Source organism: Aliiglaciecola aliphaticivorans (genome assembly GCF_054782055.1).
In genome coordinates this window covers 154,261-174,173 of record NZ_BAAGTF010000029.1, presented here as the reverse complement: position 1 = coordinate 174,173, position 19,913 = coordinate 154,261, and the positions used below count along the sequence as shown (strand labels likewise).

The window sequence follows — 19,913 nt, the reverse complement described above, 5'->3', positions numbered from 1 at the left end:
CTGGACGGACAAACAAGTGTGCGCAAGATGGCATAAATTACACAAAGGAACGCTGTTAACCCAGCAATTCTTGAGTAGTGAAACCACATCGTTTTCTGCGCCAGAATTAGACAGTTTGCAAGCCACTTTATCCATCTACCGACAACGGCTAATGGATATCAGTTGGTTCATGCGCGAACTTAACGAACCCATTGCGCGAAAAGCCAATCATGAAGACCAATGTACCGGCCATTTCTGGGAAGGACGCTTTAAATCTCAAGCGCTATTAGATGAGCATGCAATAGCCGCATGCATGGTTTATGTGGATTTAAACCCAATTCGGGCAAAATTAGCCAGCACACCTGAAACCTCTAAACATACCAGCGTCAGACGACGTATTATCGACTTGAAACACGGAAAACAACCTTCAACATTGATGCCATTTGTAAGCAACGTATTACCCCGTCAGACAACCGTGATACCGTTTAATCTTATAGATTATCTAAAGTTAGTCGACCTTTCTGGGCGTAGTCTACATCCCACTAAAAGTGGTGCAATAAATATGAATCAGTCACCTATCCTTCAGCGACTGGGTTTTGATGAACAAACTTGGAATACCCTTTTTTCAAGCTTCGAAGAAACTTTTAGTGTCGCAGCGGGCCAAAACGACACTCTTAAAAGTTATAAACGACGACGTCGACATAAGCGCTTAGTTGCTTGATTGTGGCACTTCCTTTCATTACTAAAATTTAAGACTAAGAAAGTATTGTTTCCTTTAAAATATTGCTAAAAAGATTCTCCCGAATTAATTTCAAATCAACAAATATATAGCGCTGCTAAATATTCAAATAGTCGTATTATCCATATTGCATTCTCAATAGTTAATCTAATTCTATTTTAATAACTAATCTTTCTCATATGCCTGTCCAAGTTATTGCTCATATATTAAAAAACATGCCTGTCCAAGTTACTTCTATTTCAGTTATTGCCATGTAAAATAACCACCAAACTTTTAACTTAATTTACAGCGTCGTAACATGTGATGTTGTTAGTCAAAAACTTTATCAATTTCACCGACTTACCCTTTATTTACCATTGCATAGCTAGGCTATAGGATTTAATCTAAAATCCCAATAACTATTAGACAGAGTGGCAAATGAAACAAGGTATAACAAACATTAATAAAATTGATTCTTCACGCCGCAAATGGCTAAAATCCGTTGGACTAGGTACGGGAGCTTTAGCACTCTCTGCATGTGTAGATTCTAGTGTAAAAGAACTCAATGCCGCAGGCATGAAAACTGATCACTTTCCGTCCGCAACACCGAATGTAAATGACGGACTTATAAGACTGTCCTCAAATGAAAATGCATTTGGGCCATCAGCTAAAGCAGTAGACGCCATGCAAGGTGAACTATTCAACCTTGGCAGGTATGCTGATGCAACTGTGGATGTCCTGAAGAAGAAAATTGCAGCCCAAGAAGGTGTTTCTGAAGAACAGATCGTAGTCACCAATGGCTCTTCTCCAATCTTATTTGGATACGCGGACTGGATCACCAAAAATGGCAATAAATTAGTCACTTCCATGGCCACCTATGAAGGGGTTCCTCGTGGTGCAGAATTTATGGGCGCAGACGTTACTTATGTACCCTTAGACTCACAAATGAACTTCGATCTAGATGCAATCGAAGCAGCAGTTACTGATGACACCACAGCGGTTTATATTTGTAACCCAAACAACCCAACTGGTTGTGTAGTTGATGCTGGAAAACTAACCGAATTTGCAAAACGTGTATCGCAAAAAGCGCAAGTTTTCATTGATGAAGCCTACATTGAAATGTCAGATGCTTACCCTGCAAACGTCCAGTCAAAGTTAGCTGCCGATGGCTACAACGTCGTAATTTGTCGTACCTTCTCAAAAATACATGCAATGGCTGGACAGCGTTTAGGTTACGCTATAATGCCCGTTGAACAAGCCAAAGTAATAGGCCGAATGTTGAGAATGGGAGGTGTGAACTACCTCGGGCTAGTGGCGGGTATGGCGAGCATGGATGATCATGAGAATTTAAATACTATGCGAAAACGTGTTCAAACCGAACGCGCCAAGTTAACCGCTGCTGCTCGGGAATTAGGACAGCCATATGCAAAAAACCCGCAAGGGAATTTTATCTATATGGATACAGGTATGCCCCATGACCAATTTTCGGAAAAAATGAAAGCTGAAGGAATAAAAGTGGTCGGCAGAACATGGCCTGGTTATGACTCTTGGTCTCGTATTAGTATAGGAACGCCAGAAGAGACTGATGCTTGTGTTAAAGCTTTAAAGGCAGTTTTAGCATAATTAAGGTTGTCCAAAGCATTTAATAACTTCAACTTTAAACGCAAAGGATACCGCAACAACCTCAAGCCTCTGTTCCAGTCAGGTTAAATATCTCTGGCTGGAGCATTGGTTAACTAAACAGATATTTAACAACTTTGCCCTTTCAAAAACCATAAAAAACCCATTATCTGCAAGAAACAAATAATGGGGTTAATGTTAAATCTACGATTTTGAAGCTAACCTAAAGTAGTGGTTGCGAACTTACGATTTCATCATTTTATACATTTCATCTAACGCTTTAGGCATAGCATCAGCGTACATTTGCACATCTTTTATTATTCCTGTACTCACCCGCGACCAAGGTTGATAAGTACGATATTGGCCGCGAATTAATACGTTTTGTTTTTCCATCGCCTGCCTAAATGAATTGGCGTCTCCATCACCAAGATTAACAAACACAAAGTTAGTGCTTGAAGGTAACGCAGTCAACCCATTGGCTTTTACCGCTGACAATATTATGCCTTTAGCTTCCATAACTTTTTCTCTAGAAAAGGTTTTGAAGCCCTCATCATGATAACTAGCAATGGCTGCAGCTAAACCAGCCTGGTTGATTGAATAACTTCCCAAACCATATTTGTTAATAAATTCGATATTTTCTTCCGAACCCAGCATATAACCCACTCGCATTCCCGCAAGTCCATAGATTTTAGAAAAAGTACGAGCAACAATGATATTGTGGCCCTGATTAATAAGGGGGATCATCGAATGTTTAGGACCATCTTCAATGAGTTCATTGTATGCTTCATCCACCAAGACTAAAGTTTTCTTAGACGCCTTAATACAAAACTCTTTCAGTTTCATCGGATCAAGAATTCTTCCGGTGGGGTTATTCGGATTACAAACGTGCACCATGGCAACATCATCATCTATAGCATCATAAAGAGCATCAAGATCAATTTCTAAATCGGCAGTATTTGGCACCCGGCGAATTTCGGGTCCTCCCTGACTTATAGGCGCTTTAGAGGTGGTATCCCAAAATAAATCTGGCCCTAAGATAACGCCTTTCGTTGTTGCTGCCAAAGCGGCGAAAGCCAGAATCAGCGAAGAGCCTGCAGTAATTGAGATATTGCTAGGTTTCAAACTATAGTTTTCTGCAATCATATCCCGTAAATACATTGCTGCATTGTAGGCATAATACGCGCCTCCCTGACTACTCGCTTGCGAAATAGCTTTTAAAGCTTCTGGGCTAGGGCCATAAGGGTTTTCATTGGCGTTAAGTTTGGCAATACCGGCGGCAGGTCCGTAATTAACTTTGGGTGCTGTTGTAGCAGCTGATGCCATGCCTGCAGGCACAATTAAGCCTGAAGCTCCGGCAGCGGAAGCAGCTATACTGCCGCCTAAAAATAAGCGTCTAGATGGATTATAAGTCATTATTATTTTCCTTTTCTTCTTAAAATGTGTCTACGACAAAACTTTGATAAACATGGCTGTTGATACAATTACTAAATAAATACCGAACAAACGTTTGAGTTTTTTCTCGCTAAAACTATGGGCCAATGAAGCCCCAAATGGTGCAGTTAAAATGGAACCAACGCTGATGGCAATTAAGGCCGGCAGATTGATGTATCCAACAGTGCCAAATGGCATGCTCTCAGGACTAGTGTTTTCCATAAACAAAAATCCGATAGCACCAGGCAAGCCAATTAGACATCCCACACCCGCTGCAGTTGCCACTGCCTGTTGTATGGTGCGTTTACACATAACCATAGTGATAACAGTTGGCGTTCCGCCACCTATACCCAATAATGCCGAAAACCCGCCCAATACAAATGCCAGTGTGGCTTTGCCCATGCCTGAAGGCATTGAAAAGGACACCCCTGGACGAACAACAAAATCTGGGAAAAGAAAATAGATTGAATACAGCAAAACCCCTGCGGCAAAAACAATAGTTAAACCAACGCTACTTGTATGGTTAGCAATGGCAAGCCCTCCCAGAACCCCTAAAACAATCCAAATAGACCATGACTTGAGGACATCAAAATCAACCGCACCTCGACGACGATGGGCCATCACTGACCGGGCACTCGATACCACTATGGAAGCCAAAGACGTACCTATCGCCACTTTCACCAACTCTTCAGAATTGGGTGTAAAAAACGGAAAGACCGCCAATAGGGCGGGCACCACGACAAAACCACCACCGTTTCCAAATAATCCCGCGGTAATACCAGCAACAGCGCCGGCACAACATAACGTTAGAACGAACCAGAGTAACTCTATCTCCATCACAACATCGCTCCACTAAAAATGGTTTTCAAAATATGTACTCAACTTAATAAAAAATAAACTCGTAAAACAAGCAGGGGGCTTTCGCCCCTTCTGCCATTTCAGTATCTTCTAATCGTTTAACGATTTAGAAATTAGCAATAAATTTGGCGTAGTAGTAACCACCTTGCCAATCAACCACCGAATCTGAGCGATAAACGCGTCCACAACATGAATCTCCCATTGTTGCTACATCAGGATAGTTGTCGAAAATATTACGAACTCCCATGGAAACCGTATACATATCATTGATATGATAGGTACCTTCCAGATCAACCATTAGCTCTGAACCAAAAGTTTGGATTTCAGTATCAACTGAGCTATCGTTGGCGTTTTCATATTCACCGTAATAACTGAAACGTGTAGTTAAACTCCAATCCTCGTAACTGTGATTAATCGAGAACACACCGCGCATTTCGGGTACCCCATTCTCAAAATCGAATTGATCTTCTGCGTTTAAGTAATCACTAGGATCTGAATCAAACTCCTGAGAGTTATAATTGATCGAAGCGGTAAACATTGTTTCGCCAAAATCAGATTTCAAAGCGTAGGTACCAACTACGTCAAGGCCTTCAGTTATTGTATCGAAGGCGTTTTGGAAGAAGAAAACACCACCAATGGATTCAGCGCCCACTACACCGGCTTCGGCCAGATTCAAATAGTTAGTGTAATCATCACCACTTGACGGATCGGTAGACACATCCATGGTAGAAACAGCATACACTCTGTCTTCCAATAATATATGGTAGTAGTCAACGGTTAAGCTGAAATCACCAATTGCTGCGGTCAAACCCAATGTAAAGTTAGTCGATAACTCAGGGCGAAGCTCTTCAGCACCAAGTGCTTGGGCAACCGAACCTCCTGCTGGAAACAAACCTGTCGCAACCGGAAACCCATTGGGTAAGCGTGTAGACACATTGGTTGTACCTTGCTGACCTGGAGTTGGTGCTCTGAAACCAGTTCCGTATGAACTACGAACTGCAAACTCATCGGTAAATTGGTAAATAGCAGCGACTTTATAAACTAGCTCGGAATCAAAATCAGAATAATCTTCATAACGCAGTGCAGCTTGTGCAAATAGTTTGTCAGTAAGATCACCTGAAATATCCACATAGGCAGCATAGGAATCTCGAGAGTATTTACCTGAGAACTCAGGAGAATAACCAGGGAAACCATTTGAACCTACACCAACAACTCGGTAAACCGGATCTAATCCTTCAATACCGTCATCTTCAAAACCGTCACCATCTACATCATTGGTTGTATAGTTAGCGCAATCTAGTGTCGAACCGCTGTCAATAACAGCTTCACCAGCTTCAGTTGGTAGATAATCATCTGTACAGAAATCCCAAGGATCTGCAGAAGCGTAAGGGCCTGCAAAGTACGAGTCTTCTTCTCCGCCGGAGATTTCATAAGACTCATCCATATAACTCAAACCAAAAGCAAGAACGTAATCAGCTAAGTCATAAGCAAAGTCAGCTTGAATTTGTGTCTCTTCATTACTTAAATCACCCGGTTTAAATGACGTAGGTGACAAGTTACCCATTGATGGGTTAACAGTATTGCTTAACGTATACGAAATTTCATTGTAACCATATCGGGCACTTATATCGTAACTAAATGCATCGTTCACCCCTTTTATACCACCAAGCAGTGAGTAGTCAGTTACGTCTCCGAAGAAACGTGGTGTAAACCCTCCAGGAAATATTTCGATTGGGCTCCATATAGAACCATCTTCCAAACGAAGATCTTCAATGGTGCCATTACCCGGATAACGATAAAAGAATGACCCATCACCTTCACTTTCTGAATAATTTCCAAAGCCATAAAGTTCAACATCATCAGTAAGTGAATACCCTGCATTCACAAAAATCCGAGTACCGCTTGAATTGGGCTGACCCCACGGCTGAACTTGAGACGAACCGTGTATTGTTTGACCTTGTAACTCTGCAGCTGCAATATATTCTGCAGATTGTTCGTCAACGCAGAACCAAGCTTCACAATACTGGGTTCCTCTGAAAGTGGCTTCCGAGTCTGAATACTCAGCGGAGATGCTTAAAAAACCATCATCACCTAAAGCAAACCCTTTATTACCTGCGATGACCAACTGATCACCATCGCCTTCAAAATATTGTCCAATTTCTGCTGAAAACATGCCGCCTTCAGTATTATTTTTAAGCTGGAAATTGATTACCCCTGCGATGGCATCAGAACCATATTGGGCAGCAGCACCATCACGTAGTACCTCCACACTCGCTATCGCTGCGGTAGGAATGGTCGCTAGATCAGGCCCTTGTGTACCTGAACCACCAATGGAAACTAAAGAAGCACGGTGACGGCGCTTAGAGTTTACGAGTACTAAGGTTTTGTCGGTAGGTAACCCCCGCAGCTGAGCAGGACGGATAAAGGTACCGCCATCTGAAATAGGCTGTCGAGAAACTGAATAAGATGGTACTAAGGTTTTTAGGACATCATTCATATCTGAAAACGCGACCGCATTTAAGTCATCGGCACTGAGCACATCTACAGGGACAGGTGAACTGGTCACTGTTCTTGGAGCACCTCGCACCCCCACTATCGCTATCTTTTCTAAGTTGTCTTCTTCTGCCGCAGCCTCTTGCGCGAGTGCTAAAGGAGCACTCATCAGAGAAATAGCACAACCAGATAAACCCGCTAAAATGGCGGCATTGATTTTGTTTAATTTCATTGTGTGTTCCCCTATCAAATATGTGTTCTAAATAGTGTTTTGTTATTTTTTCTTTTTATTTTTTATTCTTGTGTGTTTTTAGTTTCAAATTCCTGAGTTAATTTCGACTTAGGGAGTGCCCTTTTTGGGTTCAATTAAGCACCAACTTCAAGCAAATAGATTTTTTGATAATGCATCAGGCCTATCAACTATCTTTCAAGAGACTAAAAAATGCTGTGACGAGGCGGAAGAAAAAAGATTATTGAGGGTTATAAGAAAAACATTGAGCCTTAAATTTTTCTTATGAATAACAAGAGCATATAGATTTCGTTTTGCTCAAAAAAATATTATCAAAAATTGAACTAAACATATTTTTTACATTATCAAACTAGATATATCATAGCCATGGTATAAAAAATGCTTAATTAACAAGTAATTACAAGGAATAGTGCAAAAAATAAGTCTGAAACCGATATGTAACTAATTTAGTGCAATGGAGGACACCAATTATCATTAAATAAGCGTCATTGTTAGAGGTAGCTGTTAAATGAATACTAAACAACTTGAGTACTTTTTGATGACTGTACAGCAAGGTAGCATTGCAGCCGCAGCAAGAGACCTCGACATTGCTCAACCCGCCATTAGTCAGCAATTAGCTAATTTAGAAAGAGAAATGGGCGCAGTCCTTCTTGAGCGCAGCTACAAAGGTGTGAGGCTTACCCATGCAGGGCAAATATTTGTTAATTATGCTGAATCAATAACCAAAAACATCAATGACGCTAAGAGCGAACTGCAGCAACTCGTCAAAAGCTCCTCGGGAGTAGTTAGGGTTGGCATGCTACCGTCAATTGGAAATGTCTTGTCAATGCCTCTGATTGCAGAGATCAATCATTTTCACCCTCACATCAAATTAGAAATTAGTACAGGCCCGTCCTACGCGGTAAAAGAATGGCTTAAAACCAATCAACTCGATATCGCGTTAACTTATGAACAAGAAATAGATCAGAATTTTATGAGCTCCTACCCCCTTATCGAAGAGTTTATGTACTTGGTTGTTGGGGGGAATGATAGTGCGAAAAACTTCAAGCAGTTGTTACATAGAGATTCAGTGAATTTTTGGGAGTTAAGTCAATTTGAGCTTTTAACGCCAGGCCTAAAAGACGCTCTAGGAAAGCTAATCAATAATTATGAACAGCGCACGGGGGTTGCCTTAAAACACGATAAAGCGTATTCAGGACAATTAATGACAGGATTAAGACAAGTGATCCAAGGCGAGGGATTGATGATATTACCTTCCTCAGCAATGTACCATTTAGAAGAGAGCAAGGTCATTAAAACTTTAAAGATAGAGCAACCAGAGATGACTCGAATGGTATTAGCAACCACCAATAAGGGAAAGCGTATTTCTGATGCTTCGATTCAAATGCTAAACGTGATCAAAGCTGTGACAGCAAGTGAACAAGCTTTATCACATTGGCGCGGTCGATTAGCGTTATCGACAGAAAAACTCCCACAAACCCCATCAAACTTAATCGCTAAAGCTATATAAGTCGCAATAAAATACTGATGATGGTTTTGCTAGAATTTGAATCTGATCCCGATTGAAGTTCGTAACAAGAGCCAACTACAAAAGACGTTAACAGCCCTTTAGGAGATCCCAGCCATTGTTTAGATTGGTTTTGGGCATGCTCTAACCTTTGCTGCTTAATATCTTTGGACACTTTATATATAGACGCTTCGTTATCGACTCGGGCTTTTTGTGCGGCCAATAAATCAAACATATTAAACCTCGTTAAGTTTGAGTTGATGAATTTTCTGTAGGTTTACCAAATAAAGTATTGAGTGTTGTAGAAAGTCCAATAGAACAAACGGCATTTTTGAAAACTCGATGGATAACCCAAAACAAAAGTAGATTTAGGGTGATTAAAAAAACAGCAACAACCATCCAGTGAACACCGTAACTATAAGCGCTATAACCTAAGGTGAAAAGTAAGCCGGTCCAGGTAATTAAACTAATCCCGACTAACAGTAAAATGCAAACAAAGCTCAACACCAATCCTTTCACAGAAAGTTTTAATTCCTGAACTGCTAGCGTCTTCGCCTTGCCTACTTGTGCTTTTTGTGACTCCCACACCCTAGCCCAACTTGCCTGCAGTTCAGCAAAATCTGCAACGTCATTGTCAGTCGCTGCAGATTTTTCGCGCTGGTGAGTCTCGCCATCAATCATCAGAAGTCTACTTTCTTTTCAGAAGTGCAGTCAGTGCCATACCGGCAGCAAATGCGATACCTGCTGTTGCAACCGGGTTCTCTTTGGTAAATTTCCCTACCGCTGAAGAATTCCAGAAATCTAAAGCTTCTTGCTGTTTTTCCGACATTGCTTCTGCTGAAGCGCTTGCAGAGTGCCTTACTTTTTCTTCAGTCTTAGCTGCTTGCTTCGATAATGAATCAACTGAGTGATGAAGGGCATCTGTTACCTTGTCAGCAATTGGAGTGTCTGACTCATCACGGCCCTGTTTAGGAATATTGCTAGCTGAATGTGCTTGGTTTGACATGTAATGCTCCTTTTTTAGTTAAATGCTATCAATCAATTATTGAAAGACAGTAATTTATAAGGAGCAACCAATATGCCACTTTAAAAGGCACAACTTAATTCAATGAAAACAAATAATTAACGCTTTTTAGTACGAACCGCCCAATAATTAAAAGGTTATTCTTGTAAATACTTCTGATACTCTTTGCAACAATTACATCAATTCGTAAAAAATATGATTGAAACAACTCTACTTTGTACCAGCGGTTTTCTTTTAGCCATTACTCTACTCCCTTTATTACCTAGCAATCATTGGATATGCCGGAGTTGGGAGTTCCCTCGGGTACAGATAGTTGTGTTAATCGTAATTAATATTTTACTAACGGCAATCTTCAGCGAAAATACCTTAATGATAAGTCTGCTTGCAGTAAACATCGCAAGTTTACTTTATCAAGTAGTTTGGATATTGCCTTACACATTTCTTTATCCTAAAGAAGTTGAACAAGGAACAAAAACGCAATCCAGCACAAGTATTAAAGTCATCACTGCAAACGTACTCATGCCGAACAAATCAGCTCAAAAACTAATAGACTTAGTGACCCAATATGAACCGGATATCTTAGTCACATTGGAAACAAATAAGTGGTGGCAGGAAGCAATGAGTCCCATCCACAAAAAATATCCATATCGAGTTAATAAGCCTTTGGAAAATTTATATGGAATGCACGTTTACAGTAAGTTTGAAATATCCGATTTACAGGTTATGGAATTAATTGAGAAGGATGTGCCATCGGTTCATTGTTATATCCATTTTGCACAAAACGTGAAAGTAAAATTTCATTTTATGCATCCTGCTCCCCCGTCACCAACAGAAAACGAAACAGCAAAGCCCAGGGACAAAGAGTTACTTTTGATTGCCGATGAAGTGAAAAACTCTCTACAACCGACCATAGTGACTGGAGATTTAAATGACGTTGCCTGGTCTCCTACTACACGAAATTTTCGTCATAAGAGTGGATTACAAGATCCTAGAATTGGCAGGGGCTTTTTCAATACCTTTCATGCAGACTATCCAGTAATTCGATGGCCTCTTGATCACCTTTTTCATTCACATCACTTCATGCTGATAGACATAAAAAGGCTGCCTTCCATCGATTCTGATCATTTCCCACTATTCACTGAGCTCGTCGTGAAAGAACAAGCACAATCAGAGTAAGGGTATCTGCAATGAAAGTAGTCCGCTTGCAAATTTAAATTATATTGCTGCGGACTTTACTCTTAATATTATTAACTTTATCTTTTGGCAATAATCCAAACTGCGTGGATTATTCCGGGTAAGTAACCAAGAATAGTCAGCAGAATATTTAAGAAAAAAGCGCCACTGAATCCTACTTGAAGAAAGACTCCTACGGGTGGCAATAGAATAGCTAAAATAAGTCGAATGATATCCATAATGTACCTCACTGATGAACATTGATTAGTTTAAAATCACATTATAAGCCGCCCTGTGAGCGGCTTATAACTATTAAGTTATCGGCTAAGCAGTGATTTCCTGCAGAGCTTTCATTTCATCGTGACAAGCTTGCATAGTGCCACGGATTTCTCGAAGTGCTAAGGTGCATGTATCAGGCTGAGTTTCTTTAAGAGCCTCATCAATAATTTCTAAGGTTTTATCTTCAACTTCTTCAAGTTGACTAATGTACGTATGTTCTTTGTCGAAAGACAAAGCACCGACTAATTTGGTGTACATGTTTCGTATATTAACCGCAATGGATTCACCTTTTTCTTTCTCACCTTTTTCAGCAATGGCGAAAGGCTGTAGAGCTTCGATTGCCGCCTTTTTCTCAAACATCATTCTTGCAAAAACTTGTTTCACCGATTGATGAGATGCTTTGTCGATACTTTCTTCATAAAAGTCTGCGCCAGCGCTTAATACTTCAATCACATCAGTTACTTTGTTTACTTGTTTCACTTCATTACTCATAAATATCTCCTTTTAATGATCGAAAAAATAATCAAAATTTCACTTTGATTGTGTTGTTATTCAGTCTAAAGGGTTGCAGAAACCGCACCATCGTGAAGTAACAGCGCAAAGAAATATTAGAATGAACATGAAAAGCACATTTTATTCTTATATTTCAATTAGATAAGAGAATTTTAAATGAACCCGTTAATCGGCATTCAGAGATAAAGAAAAAAGTAGAAGGGAAAGACAGGCAATCCAAATTGTAAAAAATTTACGCATAAGATGGAAAGTTTACAAAGAAAAGTATCTATTTCAGTATTTAAAAAGCCCCGCCAATAAAATTAGCGGGGAACTCACGCTTAGGGAATGTGTGTAAGGTTAGGGTTACAACACATCCTCAGAAGCTATAGGATCTTCTGGTTTGACTGTTTTAGACAGTAATAACTCAGCTCTGAGGCGTTTCTCAATATCATCAGCCATATCAGTGTGTTCTCGTAGGTATTTAACCACGTTGGCTTTACCTTGACCGATACGCTCTCCATTGTAGCTATACCAAGCCCCCGCCTTTTCAACAAACTTCTGCTTTACACCTAAGTCAATCAACTCAGCTTCTTTACAGATACCTTGGCCATATAAAATTTGGAATTCAGCTTGTTTAAATGGCGGAGCAACTTTATTTTTAACCACTTTAACTCGGGTTTCATTACCAACCACTTCATCGCCGTCTTTAATCGCACCAATACGGCGTATATCTAATCTTACCGAAGCATAAAACTTAAGGGCATTACCACCAGTTGTGGTTTCTGGAGAACCAAACATCACCCCAATTTTCATACGAATTTGGTTAATGAAGATAACTAAGGTGTTTGACCGTTTGATATTACCGGTTAGTTTACGTAGCGCTTGTGACATCAAACGTGCCTGCAAACCAACGTGGGAATCTCCCATATCACCTTCAATCTCAGCTTTCGGCGTTAACGCCGCTACGGAATCGACGACTACAACGTCAACCGCACCAGAACGCACTAACATATCGCAGATTTCTAATGCTTGTTCACCGGTATCAGGCTGAGAGACCAACAGATCATCAATATTCACCCCTAATTTGGCCGCATAGACTGGATCCAAGGCATGCTCCGCATCTACGAAGGCACAAGTTTTACCCATTTTTTGTGCTTCAGCGATAGCTTGTAAGGTCAGGGTTGTTTTACCAGATGATTCTGGACCATAAATTTCGACGACTCTACCACATGGCAAGCCACCTATTCCCAGCGCAATATCAATTGTCAAAGAGCCGGTTGAAACCGCTTCAATATCTAAAGCTTGGTTGTCTCCAAGGCGCATAATCGCACCTTTACCAAATTGTTTTTCAATCTGCCCTAGAGCAGCTGATAATGCGCGAGATTTATTATCGTCCATCGGAATATCCTTCGAAAATAGCGTGATAAATTAAACAAGGGTTCAACGAACTTGTTTATTTGTTTCATAACCTAAAGTTTATGCTGAGAAGTATACTGTATGATTATACAGTTGCAAGTACAGTTTTACTTGTTTTGTAATTTTCTGACCTGATGAGTTAAAAATGTCTATTAAAGGTAAGACGTATTAACGCCTTAACAATATGTAAAGCCTTAACAAATTCGTTGACTAACCTGTTTTAACGCAAACTCGATAGCTTGCAGCCTCACTTCATGACGATCCCCAGAAAATATCTGTTTTTCAGTAAAAATATCACCATTGATATAAAAGCCAAACCACACTAAACCTACAGGTTTGTCTTCTGTCCCACCATCAGGTCCGGCAATACCACTTATGGAAACGCCCACTTCGGCGTGGGATTTTTGTGCGCATCCTGAAGCCATCTGTTCAACAGTCTGAGCAGACACAGCGCCAAAGGAAATCAAAACTTCCTGTCTAACCCCTAACAAATCATGTTTTGCTTCATTAGAATAAGTAACGAAGGATTGCTTAAACCATTCAGAACTTCCCGCAACGCTGGTGATTGCAAAGGCAACGCCTCCGCCGGTGCAAGATTCTGCACAACTTATCGTCCAACCTTTTTGTTGTAACTGCTGACCAAGTTGCTGCGCCATTAAATCGATTGATTCGGTTAACATATACAAATATGCTCCAATATTAATTTTAAGTGGCAGATTGTACTAACAACTGCTAGAAAAAAAACCCATACTTCTTATAATGCCCAATTGTTTTTAATTGTCTTGCTTTAGGTAAGTCATTTATTCAAGCATAACCTCAACCTGCAAAGAGATCCCAACCTCAATGAGTAATAGCGTTAAACAGCCAGATCTAGATAGTCATACTCCCATGATGCGTCAGTACTTAACCATAAAAGCTGAACATCCAGATATTCTGCTTTTCTATCGAATGGGCGATTTTTACGAGCTGTTTTTTGACGATGCAAAAAAAGCCTCGGAACTACTAGATATCTCCTTAACCGCCAGAGGCAAGTCAGGTGGGAACGCCATTCCTATGGCCGGTGTGCCCTATCATGCTGTAGAAAGTTACCTTGCCCGGTTAGTTAAAATGGGGCAATCGGTGGCGATAGTTGAACAAGTGGGAGATCCTGCCACCAGCAAAGGTCCAGTCGAAAGGCGAGTACAACGAATTGTCACCCCAGGCACAGTAACCGATGAAGCCTTACTCGAAGACAAGCAAGATAATTTGTTAGCGGCTGTGTTTTCCCAAAAAGACGTGTTTGGTTTTGCCGTGATCGATATTACAAGCGGCCGTTTTAGTTTATCTGAATTTACTGGAGAAGAAGCTCTATTAGCTGAATTACAACGCTGTAATCCTGCCGAGTTGCTATATCCTGAGGGGTTTAGTCATCTGCATTTAATCGATGATCGCGCAGGCTTAAGGCGACGTCCTGTATGGGAATTTGATCTGCAAACGGCCAACAAGCAACTAAACCAACAATTTGGCACCACAGAGCTCAATGGCTTTGGTGTGCAAGATGCAAAAATTGCGATTTGTGCTGCTGGCTGTATTGTTCAATATGTTAAAGACACCCAACGTTCGGCTTTACCGCACATACGCAAAATCCAATTGCAAAATAATGACGATACCGTACTCATGGATGCAGCCACCAGGCGCAATCTAGAGTTAACCTTGAATTTATCTGGCGGCGTTGAACATACTTTAGCGAGTATTCTAGATTATACGGTTACGCCCATGGGTAGTCGCTTATTAAAACGCTGGATCCAAACCCCTGTGCGCGACTTACAGGTTATTAATAGCCGTCAACAGCAAATAAAAGCCTTACATGAAGGCGAATACGAAGATTTGCGAGATATGCTTAAATCTGTAGGCGATATGGAACGCTGCTTAGCCAGGTTAGCTTTACGTTCCGCTCGTCCAAGAGACTTTTCCCGATTAGGCAATGCATTTGAAATGCTACCAAAGGTTCAACAAACTTTGGCAAATTTAGGACCAGAGTTTGTTAAATTGAGTGAAGATATCAACAATTTTCCTGAACTTGGTGAATTGTTATCCAACGCAATCATCCCTAACCCACCGGTATTGATACGAGATGGAGGTGTGATCGCCCCAGGCTACAATGCAGAATTGGATGAACTCAGAAACCTAGCCAAAGGTGCTACAGACTATCTCGAACAGTTGGAAATTCGAGAAAAAGAACGAACGGGTATTCCCTCACTTAAAGTAAATTACAATAAAGTGCACGGTTATTATATTGAAGTTAGTCGCAGTTTTGCCGATCAGGTCCCTGCGGATTATGTCCGCCGTCAAACCTTAAAAAATAACGAACGCTATATTATTCCAGAACTCAAAGAGCACGAAGACAAAGTACTTACCAGCCAAGGACGCGCACTCGCTTTGGAAAAGCAGTTATATGATCAGCTCTTCGATTTATTATTACCCCAATTAAATGAGCTCATGATAAGTGCTATGGGACTGGCTGAGTTAGATGTTATTTGTAATTTAGCACAACGAGCAGAAGCGTTAGATTTACATTGTCCGGAAATGTCTGAACAGAGCGGAATATTCTACGAACAAGGTCGCCACCCTGTGGTTGAAAATGTGATGAAAACGCCTTTCATTGCCAATCCCTTAGCGATGACCCCATCTAGACGGATGTTGATTATAACAGGGCCAAATATGGGCGGAAAATCAACTTATATGAGGCAAACAGCATTGATCGTGCTGATGGCGTACATAGGTTCATTTGTGCCCGCACAGCAGGCCGTTATCGGCCCTGTAGATAGAATATTCACCCGCATTGGAGCATCAGATGATCTCGCCTCTGGCCGCTCTACTTTTATGGTGGAGATGACCGAAACGGCGAATATTTTAAATAATGCAACGGCCAATAGTTTAGTTTTAATGGACGAAATTGGTCGTGGAACCAGCACCTATGACGGCCTATCATTAGCCTGGGCATGTGCCGAATACCTTGCATCTAAGATTCACGCATACACACTTTTTGCCACCCATTATTTTGAATTGACTCAATTGGCTTCAGAGCTCGACAGTTTAGCTAATGTGCACCTTGATGCTATTGAACACAACGATGAAATTCGTTTTATGCATGCGGTTCAAGAAGGCCCTGCTAATCGCAGTTATGGTTTACAAGTGGCGCAACTAGCCGGAGTGCCGAAGAGTGTTATTCGCTCCGCCAAAACAAAACTCGCTATTTTGGAAAAACAACCAAACATTGACAGTAGTGAGCTGGCAGTAAGTGATCACTCACAGCAATTAGATCTTTTGGACTGTGTAGATGAATTACGGATTAAATTGAAGCAAGTGGAACCCGATGAGTTGACGCCTAAAGAAGCCCTAGCATTAGTTTATTCCCTTAAAGAAATGAGCAAACAATCTTAATAATATAGACGTTATTAGCATTGACTGAATGTAGTTTAAATCAAATCAAGATTTGTCGCTGTTTAATGAAAAAGTTCGTTGTATGGACAGGCAGGTTTCCGTATACTGTTGAGCCGTCCATATGCCGAAACTTTGTCGGTTCCTTGGTCAAGTATTCTTATCAACTCCAAAACGTCTTAGGTTACACATGACACATTATATTTTCGTCACAGGTGGTGTCGTTTCATCACTTGGAAAAGGTATTGCCGCAGCTTCGTTAGCTGCAATTCTCGAAGCTAGAGGATTGAAAGTTACGATGCTCAAACTGGACCCATATATTAACGTGGATCCGGGCACTATGAGCCCCATTCAACACGGCGAAGTATTTGTTACCGATGACGGTGCAGAAACAGATTTAGATTTAGGTCATTACGAGCGCTTTATTCGTACCCGTATGACCAGACGCAATAATTTCACCACAGGTCGCGTATACGAAGAAGTATTAAAACGTGAAAGACGCGGTGACTATCTTGGCGCGACCATACAGGTTATTCCTCATATTACTAACGAAATAAAACGTCGGGTAATAGAAGGCGCAGAAGGAGTAGACGTAGCCATTGTTGAAATAGGTGGAACTGTAGGTGATATAGAGTCACAACCATTTCTCGAAGCAATTCGTCAGTTAGGTGCAGAATTAGGGCGTGAGCGCGCCATGTATATGCATCTAACATTAGTTCCTTACATGGCTGCATCCGGTGAAGTGAAAACCAAGCCCACTCAACACTCCGTGAAAGAGTTACGCTCCATTGGTATCCAACCAGATATTCTAGTTTGCCGTTCAGAGAGTGCCCTTCCTTCAAACGAACGTCAAAAGATTGCATTATTCACGAACGTCCCCGATAAAGCCGTTATCGGTTTAAAAGATGTGGATAGTATTTATCGCATTCCTGCGGGCCTAAAAGCCCAAGGTATGGATGAATTAGTGGTTCAACGTTTTGGTTTAGATTGCCCTGAAGCCGATTTGACTGAGTGGGAACAAGTTTTATATGCAGAGTCTAATCCAAATGACGAAGTCAATATCGGCATGATCGGCAAATATGTCGAATTACCCGATGCATACAAATCAGTTAACGAAGCATTAAAACATGCAGGCTTAAAAAACCGTCTTTCAGTCAATATTCGTTATATCGATTCTCAGGATATCGAAAGCAAAGGCGAAAATGTATTGCACGATCTTGATGCTATTTTGGTTCCAGGTGGATTTGGCGAACGTGGTATTGAAGGGAAAATAGCTGCCGCTAAATATGCTCGTGAAAACAAAGTCCCCTATTTGGGAATTTGTTTAGGGATGCAGGTTGCGCTAATTGAATATGCTAGAAACGTAACTGGCATGGCGGATGCGAATAGTACTGAATTTAATCCAGATACCCCATTCCCAGTCGTCGGCTTAATTACAGAATGGCTGGAATCGGACGGCAGCACAGAGGTCAGAGATGAAACTTCTGATCTAGGTGGTACAATGCGTTTGGGTAGTCAATTGTGCCATTTAATTCCAGATACAAAGGTGCACCAAACCTATGGCGATACAGAAATTTATGAACGCCATAGACATCGTTACGAAGTAAATAACAATCTGCGTGATGAAATTGAAGCATCAGGTTTAATTGTGTCTGGTTTATCTACCGATAAACGTTTGGTTGAGGTTATCGAATTACCTGATCACCCATGGTTTATTGCAGGCCAATTTCACCCAGAATTTAACTCTACACCCCGTGACGGCCACCCTCTATTTACAGGGTTTGTGCACGCCGCTGGTGAATACCATAAAAATAATAATTAAAAGAAGAACCAAGCGCCTATTCGCATAATAAATATAAGCCTTAAACAAAGGCATTATTATGCGAGTGCTTAGAACGTAAATTAAACATTTTTATAAGGCAACAAGAATGGCAAAAATCAGCAAGATTATTGGCCGTGAGGTAATGGACTCGCGTGGTAACCCAACCGTAGAGGCAGACGTTTATTTGGAAAGTGGTGCTTGGGGGCGAGCTTGTGCTCCTTCTGGCGCATCAACTGGCTCTCGTGAAGCATTGGAATTACGTGACGGTGATAAGTCTAGATACTTAGGTAAAGGTGTACTTAACGCCGTTGCCGCTATTAACGGTGATATTCAGGCAGCGTTAGTGGGTCAAGATGCACTTGAACAACGTGCAGTAGATAAGGTTATGATCGACCTAGATGGCACAGAAAATAAAGAAAAGTTTGGTGCTAATGCCATTCTTGCGGTTTCTCTGGCAGTTGCAAAAGCGGCGGCGATGGAGAAAAAAGTTCCTTTATATCAACATATTTCTGAACTTAACGGCACGCCAGGACAGTACTCAATGCCAGTCCCCATGATGAATATCATTAACGGTGGTGAGCATGCTGATAACAACGTAGACATTCAAGAGTTTATGGTTCAGCCGGTAGGCGCACCGAATTTCCGTGAAGCACTACGTATGGGCGCTGAAATCTTCCATAGCCTTAAAAAAGTTTTGTCTGCTAAAGGCCTTAACACTGCAGTTGGCGACGAAGGTGGCTTTGCCCCTAACCTAAGTTCAAACGAAGAAGCCCTTAAGGTTATTATCCAAGCAGTTGAAAGCGCTGGTTATGTCATGGATAAAGACGTTACCCTAGCACTCGATTGTGCATCATCTGAGTTTTATGTTGACGACCAATATAATATGAAAGGTGAAGGAAAAGTCTTTAACTCTGAACAGTTCAGTGATTATTTAGCTGACCTTTCTGCTAAGTATCCCATTATCTCAATTGAAGATGGTTTGGATGAAAGCGACTGGGATGGTTGGGCTTACCTAACAGGCAAAATCGGCGATAAAATACAACTTGTCGGTGATGACTTGTTCGTGACCAATACCAAGATTCTTAAACGCGGTATTGATAATGGTGTAGGTAACTCTATCCTGATTAAGTTTAACCAAATTGGTTCACTTTCAGAAACCTTAGATGCGATTAAGATGGCTAAAGATGCAGGTTTCACAGCCGTTATCTCTCATCGAAGTGGTGAAACTGAAGATGCAACCATTGCAGATTTAGCAGTAGGAACCGCAGCAGGACAAATCAAAACAGGTTCTCTATGCCGTTCTGATCGTGTTGCTAAGTACAACCAATTGCTGCGCATTGAAGAAGCTTTAGGTGACTCAGTTAGTTACGGCGGTCGCGCTGAAATTAAAGGTCAATAAAGCCTAATGAGCATGTGCCAGCCTGAGTT

General features: G+C 41.1%; 17 protein-coding genes. 7 read left to right on the top strand and 10 right to left on the bottom strand.

All coding sequences use genetic code 11. The features are described from left to right. Both ACYVIL_RS15720 and ACYVIL_RS15715 read left to right on the top strand, forming a co-directional pair. On the top strand, positions 1–700 hold a 700-nt coding region (locus ACYVIL_RS15720; RefSeq protein WP_460313348.1), incomplete at its 5' end, for a transposase. Positions 701–1,135: 435 nt separating this feature from the next. Beyond that, positions 1,136–2,320, top strand: coding sequence for a pyridoxal phosphate-dependent aminotransferase (locus ACYVIL_RS15715; RefSeq protein WP_303472378.1), 1,185 nt, complete (start codon positions 1,136–1,138; stop codon positions 2,318–2,320). Between the two features lie 240 nt (positions 2,321–2,560). On the opposite strand, the gene ACYVIL_RS15710 is transcribed toward ACYVIL_RS15715, so the two are convergent. The 3 genes from ACYVIL_RS15710 to ACYVIL_RS15700 form a co-directional block, all read right to left on the bottom strand. Next, complete coding sequence (locus ACYVIL_RS15710) at positions 2,561–3,730, bottom strand: pyridoxal phosphate-dependent aminotransferase (RefSeq protein ID WP_303472381.1); 1,170 nt, start codon at positions 3,728–3,730, stop codon at positions 2,561–2,563. 30 nt (positions 3,731–3,760) lie between these two features. Continuing rightward, positions 3,761–4,585 carry a sulfite exporter TauE/SafE family protein gene (locus ACYVIL_RS15705; RefSeq protein WP_303472830.1) on the bottom strand — a complete coding sequence of 275 codons (825 nt, stop codon included), beginning with the start codon at positions 4,583–4,585 and terminating at the stop codon, positions 3,761–3,763. 127 nt (positions 4,586–4,712) lie between these two features. Continuing rightward, positions 4,713–7,331 carry a TonB-dependent receptor plug domain-containing protein gene (locus ACYVIL_RS15700; RefSeq protein ID WP_303472383.1) on the bottom strand — a complete coding sequence of 873 codons (2,619 nt, stop codon included), beginning with the start codon at positions 7,329–7,331 and terminating at the stop codon, positions 4,713–4,715. Positions 7,332–7,857: 526 nt separating this feature from the next. Here ACYVIL_RS15700 and ACYVIL_RS15695 point away from each other — a divergent pair. Next, positions 7,858–8,859 (top strand): LysR family transcriptional regulator, encoded by a 1,002-nt coding sequence (locus ACYVIL_RS15695; protein WP_303472385.1) that lies wholly within the window; start codon positions 7,858–7,860, stop codon positions 8,857–8,859. On the opposite strand, the gene ACYVIL_RS15690 is transcribed toward ACYVIL_RS15695, so the two are convergent. Genes ACYVIL_RS15690 through ACYVIL_RS15680 form a run of 3 tightly spaced genes read right to left on the bottom strand, consistent with a single transcriptional unit; the run spans position 8,852 to position 9,862 of the window. After that, positions 8,852–9,091, bottom strand: a complete 240-nt coding sequence (locus ACYVIL_RS15690) for a hypothetical protein (RefSeq protein WP_460313344.1) — start codon at positions 9,089–9,091, stop codon at positions 8,852–8,854. The genes ACYVIL_RS15695 and ACYVIL_RS15690 overlap by 8 nt on opposite strands. Before the next feature lie 11 nt (positions 9,092–9,102). Continuing rightward, complete coding sequence (locus ACYVIL_RS15685) at positions 9,103–9,537, bottom strand: hypothetical protein (protein ID WP_303472390.1); 435 nt, start codon at positions 9,535–9,537, stop codon at positions 9,103–9,105. A gap of 7 nt (positions 9,538–9,544) precedes the next feature. After that, positions 9,545–9,862, bottom strand: coding sequence for a DUF883 domain-containing protein (locus ACYVIL_RS15680; RefSeq protein WP_303472392.1), 318 nt, complete (start codon positions 9,860–9,862; stop codon positions 9,545–9,547). 213 nt (positions 9,863–10,075) lie between these two features. On the opposite strand from ACYVIL_RS15680, the gene ACYVIL_RS15675 reads away from it, so the two are divergent. Then, the gene (locus ACYVIL_RS15675; protein WP_460313342.1) at positions 10,076–11,056 is read left to right on the top strand and encodes an endonuclease/exonuclease/phosphatase family protein; all 981 of its coding nucleotides are present in this window, start codon (positions 10,076–10,078) and stop codon (positions 11,054–11,056) included. Between the two features lie 77 nt (positions 11,057–11,133). Here ACYVIL_RS15675 and ACYVIL_RS15670 read toward each other — a convergent pair whose 3' ends face one another. The 4 genes from ACYVIL_RS15670 to pncC all read right to left on the bottom strand — a co-directional run bounded on the left by ACYVIL_RS15670 (position 11,134) and on the right by pncC (position 13,923). Beyond that, the gene (locus ACYVIL_RS15670) at positions 11,134–11,292 is read right to left on the bottom strand and encodes a YqaE/Pmp3 family membrane protein (RefSeq protein WP_216046824.1); all 159 of its coding nucleotides are present in this window, start codon (positions 11,290–11,292) and stop codon (positions 11,134–11,136) included. A gap of 85 nt (positions 11,293–11,377) precedes the next feature. Beyond that, a complete protein-coding gene (locus ACYVIL_RS15665) occupies positions 11,378–11,824 on the bottom strand; it encodes a PA2169 family four-helix-bundle protein (RefSeq protein ID WP_303472398.1) in 447 nt (148 codons plus the stop codon). A gap of 366 nt (positions 11,825–12,190) precedes the next feature. Further along, positions 12,191–13,225 (bottom strand): recombinase RecA, encoded by a 1,035-nt coding sequence (gene recA, locus ACYVIL_RS15660; protein ID WP_303472400.1) that lies wholly within the window; start codon positions 13,223–13,225, stop codon positions 12,191–12,193. Positions 13,226–13,437: 212 nt separating this feature from the next. Further along, positions 13,438–13,923: a nicotinamide-nucleotide amidase gene (gene pncC / locus ACYVIL_RS15655; RefSeq protein ID WP_303472401.1), complete on the bottom strand. Its 486-nt coding sequence runs from the start codon at positions 13,921–13,923 to the stop codon at positions 13,438–13,440. 163 nt (positions 13,924–14,086) lie between these two features. Between pncC and mutS the strand changes: the two genes are divergently transcribed. From mutS to eno, 3 genes are all read left to right on the top strand, one after another. Continuing rightward, a complete protein-coding gene (mutS, locus tag ACYVIL_RS15650; protein ID WP_303472403.1) occupies positions 14,087–16,666 on the top strand; it encodes a DNA mismatch repair protein MutS in 2,580 nt (859 codons plus the stop codon). 187 nt (positions 16,667–16,853) lie between these two features. Continuing rightward, complete coding sequence (locus ACYVIL_RS15645; protein WP_303472405.1) at positions 16,854–18,485, top strand: CTP synthase; 1,632 nt, start codon at positions 16,854–16,856, stop codon at positions 18,483–18,485. A gap of 106 nt (positions 18,486–18,591) precedes the next feature. Further along, positions 18,592–19,884, top strand: a complete 1,293-nt coding sequence (gene eno / locus ACYVIL_RS15640; protein ID WP_460313338.1) for a phosphopyruvate hydratase — start codon at positions 18,592–18,594, stop codon at positions 19,882–19,884. Positions 19,885–19,913 lie beyond the last annotated feature (29 nt).

What these genes read in the sequence shown, in the direction of transcription:
- ACYVIL_RS15645 (WP_303472405.1), top strand. Translation starts at nt 16,854, where the DNA reads ATGACACATTATATTTTCGTCACAGGTGGTGTCGTTTCATCACTTGGA.
- eno (WP_460313338.1), top strand. Translation starts at nt 18,592, where the DNA reads ATGGCAAAAATCAGCAAGATTATTGGCCGTGAGGTAATGGACTCGCGT.
- ACYVIL_RS15695 (WP_303472385.1), top strand. Translation starts at nt 7,858, where the DNA reads ATGAATACTAAACAACTTGAGTACTTTTTGATGACTGTACAGCAAGGT.
- mutS (WP_303472403.1), top strand. Translation starts at nt 14,087, where the DNA reads ATGAGTAATAGCGTTAAACAGCCAGATCTAGATAGTCATACTCCCATG.
- ACYVIL_RS15705 (WP_303472830.1), bottom strand. Translation starts at nt 4,585, where the DNA reads ATGGAGATAGAGTTACTCTGGTTCGTTCTAACGTTATGTTGTGCCGGC.
- ACYVIL_RS15685 (WP_303472390.1), bottom strand. Translation starts at nt 9,537, where the DNA reads ATGATTGATGGCGAGACTCACCAGCGCGAAAAATCTGCAGCGACTGAC.
- ACYVIL_RS15690 (WP_460313344.1), bottom strand. Translation starts at nt 9,091, where the DNA reads ATGTTTGATTTATTGGCCGCACAAAAAGCCCGAGTCGATAACGAAGCG.
- ACYVIL_RS15715 (WP_303472378.1), top strand. Translation starts at nt 1,136, where the DNA reads ATGAAACAAGGTATAACAAACATTAATAAAATTGATTCTTCACGCCGC.
- ACYVIL_RS15710 (WP_303472381.1), bottom strand. Translation starts at nt 3,730, where the DNA reads ATGACTTATAATCCATCTAGACGCTTATTTTTAGGCGGCAGTATAGCT.
- recA (WP_303472400.1), bottom strand. Translation starts at nt 13,225, where the DNA reads ATGGACGATAATAAATCTCGCGCATTATCAGCTGCTCTAGGGCAGATT.
- ACYVIL_RS15675 (WP_460313342.1), top strand. Translation starts at nt 10,076, where the DNA reads ATGATTGAAACAACTCTACTTTGTACCAGCGGTTTTCTTTTAGCCATT.
- ACYVIL_RS15680 (WP_303472392.1), bottom strand. Translation starts at nt 9,862, where the DNA reads ATGTCAAACCAAGCACATTCAGCTAGCAATATTCCTAAACAGGGCCGT.
- ACYVIL_RS15665 (WP_303472398.1), bottom strand. Translation starts at nt 11,824, where the DNA reads ATGAGTAATGAAGTGAAACAAGTAAACAAAGTAACTGATGTGATTGAA.
- ACYVIL_RS15700 (WP_303472383.1), bottom strand. Translation starts at nt 7,331, where the DNA reads ATGAAATTAAACAAAATCAATGCCGCCATTTTAGCGGGTTTATCTGGT.
- pncC (WP_303472401.1), bottom strand. Translation starts at nt 13,923, where the DNA reads ATGTTAACCGAATCAATCGATTTAATGGCGCAGCAACTTGGTCAGCAG.
- ACYVIL_RS15670 (WP_216046824.1), bottom strand. Translation starts at nt 11,292, where the DNA reads ATGGATATCATTCGACTTATTTTAGCTATTCTATTGCCACCCGTAGGA.